At 70.3% G+C, this 8,057-nt stretch carries 10 protein-coding genes; 9 read left to right on the top strand and 1 reads right to left on the bottom strand.

The features are described 5' to 3' along the window. Nucleotides 1-105 precede the first annotated feature (105 nt). Nucleotides 106-963 carry an SAM-dependent methyltransferase gene (locus tag ACFVH5_RS30475; RefSeq protein WP_385836916.1) on the bottom strand — a complete coding sequence of 286 codons (858 nt, stop codon included), beginning with the start codon at nt 961-963 and terminating at the stop codon, nt 106-108. A 743-nt stretch (nt 964-1,706) separates the two neighbouring features. On the opposite strand from ACFVH5_RS30475, the gene ACFVH5_RS30470 reads away from it, so the two are divergent. The 9 genes from ACFVH5_RS30470 (at nt 1,707) to lepB (ACFVH5_RS30430) (ending at nt 8,011) form a co-directional block, all read left to right on the top strand. Then, complete coding sequence (locus tag ACFVH5_RS30470; protein ID WP_107021810.1) at nt 1,707-2,303, top strand: hypothetical protein; 597 nt, start codon at nt 1,707-1,709, stop codon at nt 2,301-2,303. Nucleotides 2,304-2,634: 331 nt separating this feature from the next. Further along, entirely contained in the window at nt 2,635-3,054 is a 420-nt protein-coding gene (rpsP, locus tag ACFVH5_RS30465; protein WP_107021809.1) for a 30S ribosomal protein S16, read from the top strand. Between the two features lie 2 nt (nt 3,055-3,056). Next, nucleotides 3,057-3,296 (top strand): RNA-binding protein, encoded by a 240-nt coding sequence (locus tag ACFVH5_RS30460; RefSeq protein ID WP_005479813.1) that lies wholly within the window; start codon nt 3,057-3,059, stop codon nt 3,294-3,296. 105 nt (nt 3,297-3,401) lie between these two features. Next, the gene (rimM, locus tag ACFVH5_RS30455) at nt 3,402-3,971 is read left to right on the top strand and encodes a ribosome maturation factor RimM (protein ID WP_384813385.1); all 570 of its coding nucleotides are present in this window, start codon (nt 3,402-3,404) and stop codon (nt 3,969-3,971) included. Then, nucleotides 3,971-4,792 carry a tRNA (guanosine(37)-N1)-methyltransferase TrmD gene (trmD, locus tag ACFVH5_RS30450; protein WP_384813388.1) on the top strand — a complete coding sequence of 274 codons (822 nt, stop codon included), beginning with the start codon at nt 3,971-3,973 and terminating at the stop codon, nt 4,790-4,792. Before rimM ends, trmD begins: the two co-directional genes overlap by 1 nt. A 136-nt stretch (nt 4,793-4,928) precedes the next feature. Further along, the gene (gene rplS / locus ACFVH5_RS30445; protein ID WP_107021806.1) at nt 4,929-5,279 is read left to right on the top strand and encodes a 50S ribosomal protein L19; all 351 of its coding nucleotides are present in this window, start codon (nt 4,929-4,931) and stop codon (nt 5,277-5,279) included. A gap of 45 nt (nt 5,280-5,324) precedes the next feature. Further along, entirely contained in the window at nt 5,325-6,095 is a 771-nt protein-coding gene (lepB, locus tag ACFVH5_RS30440) for a signal peptidase I (RefSeq protein ID WP_385836914.1), read from the top strand. Continuing rightward, on the top strand, nt 6,088-7,182 hold the full coding sequence (gene lepB / locus ACFVH5_RS30435; protein ID WP_385836913.1) for a signal peptidase I: 1,095 nt from the start codon (nt 6,088-6,090) through the stop codon (nt 7,180-7,182). Before lepB (ACFVH5_RS30440) ends, lepB (ACFVH5_RS30435) begins: the two co-directional genes overlap by 8 nt. Then, nucleotides 7,067-8,011 carry a signal peptidase I gene (lepB, locus tag ACFVH5_RS30430; RefSeq protein ID WP_385836921.1) on the top strand — a complete coding sequence of 315 codons (945 nt, stop codon included), beginning with the start codon at nt 7,067-7,069 and terminating at the stop codon, nt 8,009-8,011. The genes lepB (ACFVH5_RS30435) and lepB (ACFVH5_RS30430) overlap by 116 nt, the downstream gene beginning before the upstream one ends. Nucleotides 8,012-8,057 lie beyond the last annotated feature (46 nt).

Genomic DNA, 8,057 nt, shown 5'->3' with positions numbered 1-8,057 from the left:
CCCCCAGGTACCTGGGGGCGCGGGGAACTGCGCAGACGGGGGCGAGGGGGCGCAGCCCCCATGCAGTGACGGGGAGGGTAGGGGCGGCGGGGGCGAAAAAAGCCCTCAGGCCGTCCGGGCCACCAGGTAGCGGAAGACGTTCGGCATCCACACCGTCCCGTCCCGCCGTTTGTACGGATGCAGAGCCTCCCGCACCTCCTTGTCGACCTGATCGGGATCCGTGGCGGCGACGGCCGCGTCGAACAGCCCCGTGGACAGCAGCCCACGGACCGCGTTGTCCACGTCCGCGTACCCGAAGGGGCACGCGACCCGCCCGGACCCGTCGGGCCGCAGGCCGGCCCGCTGGGCGACCTCCTCCAGGTCGTCACGGAGGGCCGGGCGCCAGCTGCCCGCACCACGCAGGGGGTCCGCCAGCTTCGCGGCGACCCGCAGCACCGAGGACGTGGCACACCGCTCCGGAGGCCCCCAGCCCGCGAGAACCACGGGAACCCCTCGTCCGACGAGCGGACTCGCCGCCGCCAGCGCCTCGGTGAGGCCTTCGGAGTCACCGGCCACACACCCGACCGGCTCGAAAGCGGTCACCAGGTTGTACGCGGCCGTCGCCACGCCGTCGATGTCCGTCGGCTCCCCGTCCGTCAGCCGCGCGCCGGCACGCGCACGCGTGCCCCGTGCGTCGGGGAGCAGACGCTCCCGCGCGAGAGCCAGCCGCTCCGGCGCGTGGGCCTGCAGACCGGTGACCGACGCGCCCCGCGACGCGGCCATCAGCAGCGCCAGGCCGGACCCGCAGCCGAGCCCCAACAGCCTGGTCGAGGTGCCCACTTCGAGTCGCTCGTAGACGGCCTCGTAGAGCGGTACGAGCATCCGCTCCTGAATCTCGGCCCAGTCACGCGCGCGTGCCCACTGATCCACCTGGGGCGCAGCCCCCGAGTGAGGTAGGTGCTGCCGCACGAGCGTAGGTGTCATCGAAAGTGCCCCAATCCGCCGAGAGTTGCTTTTGTGCCCCGTTCGTCCACCCCCGTGCAGTGCGCTCGCACTCCCCCCGTATGCCAGGAAACTCCGCGCTCGTCGTGGCGTCCAGGGGTTGCGGAGCCCGGTTTGCGTACCATCGGCGCGCGCCGGGAGAATTCACATACCGGCAACATGTGCGCCTACCACTCCTTGCCGATCAGTGGGCGGATATCCGGCCGTCGCGGACGCGCTCGCACGGCGGATGGCCTGTTCGTGCCGTCCGGCGATGACAGTGGGTCGCGGGCGCGTCGGCGGGCCCGGCCCCCGCAGGGCGTGGTTCCCGCCGACGGAGGCCGCGAAGCGGTTCCGGCCAAGGTCCACGAACCCGTCGCCCGGCCGCCGCGCGGGGCCGTACGGTGTCTGGTGACCGGGGACGGGCCGGTGCCCCGCGCCGATGACGTACCCGGTAACGTCGCCGTCGTGGCCCGCGTCGACCGGGCCCCGGCATTCCGCCGTGAGAAGGACCGAAACGCCTCTTGCGCATCCGCCGACCCCAGGTGCCCCGGTGCGCAGACAGCGCCTACTGGCCCGGACGTACACGTCACTACGTACCGGCTGGGTGTGAACTGTGAGGCTTCTCCGCAGATCAGCGCACCCGCCCTCGTCAGGACGCATCAGCGGCAACTGACGGGTACGTGCAAAATATTTGGGATGCCCCGGAATAGGAACACAGAGGCACCTCGGCTCGTTGTCATTACGTGAGCACGACACCACCTGTTCTCGCCGCAGAGCTGGCAGGGGCGTGGGCCGACATTCAGCGGCACCACCCCGAGCTGCCCGATCTTGCCGCGCCAGAGTCCCTGATCGGGGAGTCGTCGTCCGCCTGCGGACACGAACTCTCCTTCGAACGACTGCTTCACGAGGCAGTCCACGGCATCGCCGCCGCCCGAGGTGTCCGCGACACCTCCCGCGCCGGCCGGTACCACAACCGCAGATTCCTCGCGATCGCCGAGGAGTTGGGACTGGACCACCCCGAGGAACCGCATCCCAGCAGCGGCTTCTCCCTGGTCACGCTCAACCCCGAGGCGAAGCGCCGCTACCGCCCGACGATCGAGCGGCTGCAGCGCGCCCTCAAGGCGCACACGGTCGCGACCGCCGCCGACACGGCCCGCAGCTTCCGCGGCCCGGCCGCCCGGCACGGCTCCTCCGGAGGGGGCGTGCGCGTGAAGGCGGTCTGCGACTGCGGGCGCAACGTCCGCGTCGTCCCGTCGGTCCTCGCGCAGGCGCCGATCGTGTGCGGAGGGTGCGGGAAGCCGTTCCGCATCCCGGAGGTGGTCGGCGCGGCAGCGGGCTGAGCGGACGGCTGACACAGCGGCGGGCCGTCGTCCCGCCGGGGTGGTGCGGGAGAGCGCGGCGGCACTTCGTGGGTGCCGGCTCGTGCGATGGCCCACCTCGACGGCGACACCCGTACCGGCCCCGGCGGGACCGCGGGCCGGCCCAGGGCTGCCCCCGGACTGCCCGGGTCGAGGCGCCCTTCCGGGTGTGGCAGAATGGTCAGCTGTACTCGCAGCCGCACAGGACCCCTCTCTCCTCCGGCTGACGCGTCCATCGGGCACTCGGGTACCGCAACCCCACGCGGCAATCTCGCCGTGCCCAACCCCGTCAAGACCAGGAGACACCACTTCCGTGGCAGTCAAGATCAAGCTGAAGCGTCTGGGCAAGATCCGCGCGCCTCACTACCGCATCGTCGTCGCCGACTCCCGTACCCGCCGTGACGGCAGGGCCATCGAGGAGATCGGCCTGTACCACCCGGTGCAGAACCCGTCGCGCATCGAGGTCGACTCCGAGCGTGCGCAGTACTGGCTGGGTGTCGGCGCGCAGCCGACCGAGCCCGTGCTCGCCATTCTCAAGCTGACCGGCGACTGGCAGAAGCACAAGGGCCTGCCGGCCCCGGCGCCGCTGCTCGTCGCCGAGCCGAAGGCCGCGCGCCCGTTGTTCGACGCCCTGGGTGGCGACGACGACAGCAAGGGCGAGGCCATCACGCAGAAGAAGAAGGCTGAGAAGAAGGACGAGGCTGCCGCCGAGTCCGCGTCGACCGAGGCCTGAGCATGCTTGAGGAGGCTCTTGAGCACCTCGTGAAGGGCATCGTCGACAACCCGGACGACGTGCAGGTCGCCTCGCGTGACCTGCGCCGCGGGCGCGTTCTTGAGGTCAGGGTTCACCCCGACGACCTCGGGAAGGTGATCGGCCGCAACGGCCGCACCGCGCGCGCTCTGCGTACCGTCGTAGGCGCCATCGGTGGCCGTGGAGTCCGCGTCGACCTCGTCGACGTGGATCACGTCCGCTGACGTAATTCGCAGCACCGGCTCGGGCCGGGGAGGGCCTTCGGGCCGTCCCCGGCCCGTAGTCGTCCACGCGGTGAAACCGTGGACACACGACAGGAGATCAAGCAAGTGCAGCTGGTAGTCGCGCGGGTGGGCCGAGCCCATGGCATCAAGGGCGAGGTCACCGTCGAGGTACGTACCGACGAGCCGGAGCTGCGGCTCGCGCCCGGCGCCGTCCTGGCCACGGACCCCGCCTCGGCCGGTCCGCTGACCATCGAGACGGGACGGGTGCACAGCGGTCGCCTCCTGCTGCGGTTCGCGGGGGTACGCGACCGCAACGGCGCCGAGGCGCTGCGCAACACCCTGCTGATCGCCGACGTCGACCCGGACGAGGTGCCGGAGGACCCGGACGAGTACTACGACCACCAGCTCATGGACCTGGACGTCGTCCTGAAGGACGGCACCGAGGTCGGGCGGCTCACCGAGATCTCGCACCTGCCCTCCCAGGACCTCTTCGTGGTCGAGCGGCCGGACGGGACCGAGGTGCTGATCCCGTTCGTCGAGGAGATCGTCGTCGAGATCGACCTGGAGAAGCAGCGGGCCGTCATCGACCCGCCGCCCGGACTGATCGACGACCGCGCGGAGATCGCCTCCTCCAGGGACGCGGACACCGACTCCTCCGGCGGGGCCGACGCCTGATGCGGCTCGACGTCCTCACGATCTTCCCCGAGTACCTGGACCCCCTGAACGTCTCCCTCGTGGGCAAGGCACGCGCGCGTGGACAGCTGAACGTGCACGTGCACGATCTGCGGGAGTGGACCTACGACCGGCACAACACGGTCGACGACACCCCCTACGGCGGCGGCCCCGGCATGGTCATGAAGACCGGCCCCTGGGGCGACGCGCTGGACTCCGTGCTCGCCGACGGCTACGAGACGGGCTCCCAGGGACCTGTCCTGGTCGTCCCCACACCCAGCGGCCGGCCCTTCACCCAGGAACTCGCCGTCGAGCTCTCCGAGCGCCCCTGGCTGGTCTTCACACCCGCCCGCTACGAGGGCATCGACCGCCGTGTCATCGACGAGTACGCGACCCGCATGCCCGTGTACGAGGTGTCCATCGGCGACTACGTGCTGGCCGGCGGCGAGGCGGCCGTCCTGGTCGTCACGGAGGCCGTGGCGCGGCTGCTGCCCGGCGTCCTCGGCAACGCCGAGTCGCACCGGGACGACTCGTTCGCGCCGGGAGCCATGGCGAACCTCCTGGAGGGGCCGGTCTACACGAAACCGCCCCGGTGGCGCGGCCGGGAGATCCCGGACGTGCTGGTCAGCGGTCATCACGGCAAGATCGCCCGCTGGCGCCGGGACGAGGCACTGCGGCGCACCACCGCCAACAGACCGGACCTCATCGAGCGCTGCGACCCCGCCGCCTTCGACAAGAAGGACCGCGAAATGCTCTCGATCCTGGGCTGGCAGCCCGGACCCGACGGCCGATTTGGGCGCAGGCCCGACACCGTGGAAGAATAGGCCGCTGCTGTACGTCGTCCGGCGTGCGCCCCTGCCACAGGGGGACACGACGCCCGCCCCGACGAGAACAGCCCACCTTCTGGAAACACCGACTTCCGTCGATGACCTGTGGCATCGGCGAAGAAAGCAGACGATCATGTCCAACCTGCTCGCGTCCGTCGATGCAGCGTCGCTGCGCAGCGACGTCCCGGCGTTCCGCCCGGGTGACACCGTCAACGTCCACGTCCGCGTCATCGAGGGCAACCGCTCGCGTGTGCAGCAGTTCAAGGGTGTAGTCATCCGCCGCCAGGGCGCCGGTGTCCGTGAGACCTTCACGGTCCGCAAGGTCTCCTTCTCCGTCGGCGTCGAGCGCACCTTCCCCGTGCACACCCCGATCGTCGAGAAGATCGAGCTCGTCAGCCGCGGCGCCGTGCGTCGCGCGAAGCTCTACTACCTCCGTGAGCTGCGCGGCAAGGCCGCGAAGATCAAGGAGAAGCGCGACAACTGAGCTCACTCCGGGTCCCTCGGTAGGGCCGGATAGCATCTGGCCCACATGGACGCCGAAGCACAGCACACGGAGCGCGACCGCTCCTCCCAGCCCGTCGTGTCCGAGGAGATCTCGGACACACAGGGGGCGGAGGAACGGTCGCGTTTCGCGTTGGTGGCCCGGGCCGCCGACTGGCTGCCGGGCGGCCGGATCACCCTGACCGTGCTGTTCTGTCTGTTCTCCCTGCTGCTGCTCACCCGGTTCGTGATCCAGCCGTTCGAAATTCCCAGTGGCTCGATGGAGCCGGGATTGAGGATCGGGGACCGCGTTCTCGTAAATAAGTTGGCGTACCGTTTCGGTGCTGAGCCGAGGCGCGGTGACGTCGTCGTGTTCGACGGCACCGGTTACTTCGGCGACGCCGACTACATCAAACGTGTGGTGGGCGTGGGGGGAGACCATGTGGTCTGCTGCGACAGGCAGGGGAGGATCGAGGTGAACGGCCGCTCGGTCGACGAGTCGACGTTTCTGTACCCGGGGAACGAGCCGTCCGAAGTGCGCTTCGACGTGGTCGTCCCCGACGGCACCCTCTTCGTCCTGGGTGACCACCGCGGCGACTCCAGCGACTCCCGCGACCACCTCGGCTCCCCGGGCGGCGGCATGATCCCCGTCGACGACGTGATCGGCAGAGCGGACTGGATCGCCTGGCCGCTCGGCCACTGGACCGGTCTCGAACGGGCCGTCGGCCACGCGCGCATGCCCGACGCCGCGGGCCCGCTCCTCCGGGCGCCCCTGTCAGGGACGAGCGGGCGGAAAGCCGTGGACGGTGTCCATGGGTAACCGCGGCAAGCCCCGCGGCACCCACAGTGCCGCGGAGGACCTCCTGCCCACGGGCTCCCGGCGCACGGGCGGCCCCGTGATGCCCGGCAGGGCGGACCGGCGCAAGCTGGCCCGGCGGGTCAAGCGGCGCAGGCAGCGCTCCGCGGTCAAGGAGATACCCCTCCTGATCGGCGTCGCGCTGCTCATCGCGCTCGTCCTGAAGACGTTCCTCGTCCAGGCCTTCGTGATCCCTTCGGGCTCCATGGAGCAGACGATCCGGATCGGCGACCGCGTCCTGGTCGACAAGCTGACCCCGTGGTTCGGCTCGAAGCCCGAGCGCGGCGACGTCGTCGTCTTCAAGGACCCCGGCGGATGGCTGGAGGACGAACAGCCGACGGCGAAGAAGGAAGACCCCATCGTCGTCAAGCAGGTCAAGGAGGCGCTGACCTTCATCGGCCTGCTGCCCTCCGACAACGACCGGGACCTGATCAAGCGGGTCGTCGCGGTCGGCGGCGACACCGTCAAGTGCTGCGACACCCAGGGCCGCGTCACCGTCAACGGCATGCCCCTCGACGAGCCCTACATCAACCCCGGCGACAAGCCCTCCTCGCTGGTCTTCGAGGTCAAGGTGCCGGCGGGGCGCCTGTGGGTGATGGGCGACCACCGGTCCAACTCCGCCGACTCCCGGTTCCACCGTACGGAGAAGTACAGCGGCACCATCTCCGAGGACGTCGTGGGCCGTGCCATGGTCATCGCCTGGCCCATCGGTCACTGGACCCAGCTCAAGGAACCCGACACCTACGCGTCCGTGCCCGACGTGGCCGGCGGAGCGACCACCGCACTCGACACGTCGCATAGGGTGGCCACCGCGGATCGATACGGATTGATCCCGCTCCCGACCCCTGCGGAACTCCCGCTCGTTATGGGAGTGGTGGGCCTGCGTCGCTTCCGGCGCGGGCGGCGGCACGGAGTGAGGAGTGGATGTGGGGGATTTGGCGGTCGGCGCACGATCCGGACACGAGGGGCCCGAGGAACGACCGGGACGATCCGAAGAGTCGGTCCCGCCGGCCGGCGAGGACGCCGTGGCCCCCGGAGACGACGCGGGTGACGGCAACGACGGGGACGAGCGGGACTCCGACGGGACCGCCCCGGCGCCGAAGAAGCCGCGGTCCTTCTGGAAGGAACTCCCCCTGCTCATCGGCATCGCGCTGGTTCTCGCGCTGCTGATCAAGTCCTTCCTGGTGCAGGCGTTCTCGATCCCCTCGGACTCGATGCAGAACACCCTTCAGCAGGGTGACCGCGTCCTGGTCGACAAGCTGACCCCGTGGTTCGGCTCGGAGCCCGAGCGCGGCGAGGTCGTCGTCTTCAACGACCCCGACAAGTGGCTGGCGGGCGAGCCGACGCCCAGTCCGAACGCGATCCAGACAGCTCTCAGCTGGATCGGCCTGATGCCCTCCGCCGAGGAGAAGGACCTCATCAAGCGCGTCGTCGGAGTCGCGGGCGACACCATCGAGTGCAAGGGCACCGGCCCGCTGAAGGTCAACGGCAAGGCGCTGAACGAGACTTCCTACGTGTACCCGGGCAACACCCCGTGCACCGTGGACGACGCCGGCGGCCAGTTCAAGGTGAAGGTTCCCGAAGGCAAAATCTGGGTCATGGGCGACCACCGGCAGAACTCGCTGGACTCGCGCTATCACCAGCAGGACAAGCACGAGGGCTTCGTACCCGTGGACAACGTGGTGGGCCGCGCGATCGTCGTCGCCTGGCCGCCCACCCGCTGGTCGACGCTTCCGGTGCCGGACACCTTCGACCAGAACCTGACCGCCGCCGCCCCGGGTGCGCTCGGGCTCGCGGGCGCGCTGCCGCTGGTGCTGTGGCGCAGGCGCCGCCTTACCGTCGGGAACACCAGGGTTTCTGGGTCGCGTACCGCCGGGTAGGGTGCCGTCCCAGACGCCGATCTTCCGTGGCCCGACCTGGGCCGCG

The sequence above is a fragment of the Streptomyces sp. NPDC127119 genome (genome assembly GCF_042677425.1).
Taxonomy (GTDB): Bacteria; Actinomycetota; Actinomycetes; order Streptomycetales; family Streptomycetaceae; genus Streptomyces.
Note: the sequence above shows the minus strand (reverse complement) of the source record. Positions and strands in the feature narration are given on the sequence as shown.

Coding starts and splice junctions, on each gene's coding strand:
- ACFVH5_RS30475 (WP_385836916.1), bottom strand. CDS start 963: ATGACACCTACGCTCGTGCGGCAGCACCTACCTCACTCGGGGGCTGCG.
- ACFVH5_RS30460 (WP_005479813.1), top strand. CDS start 3,057: ATGCTTGAGGAGGCTCTTGAGCACCTCGTGAAGGGCATCGTCGACAAC.
- trmD (WP_384813388.1), top strand. CDS start 3,971: ATGCGGCTCGACGTCCTCACGATCTTCCCCGAGTACCTGGACCCCCTG.
- rplS (WP_107021806.1), top strand. CDS start 4,929: ATGTCCAACCTGCTCGCGTCCGTCGATGCAGCGTCGCTGCGCAGCGAC.
- lepB (WP_385836914.1), top strand. CDS start 5,325: ATGGACGCCGAAGCACAGCACACGGAGCGCGACCGCTCCTCCCAGCCC.
- lepB (WP_385836913.1), top strand. CDS start 6,088: ATGGGTAACCGCGGCAAGCCCCGCGGCACCCACAGTGCCGCGGAGGAC.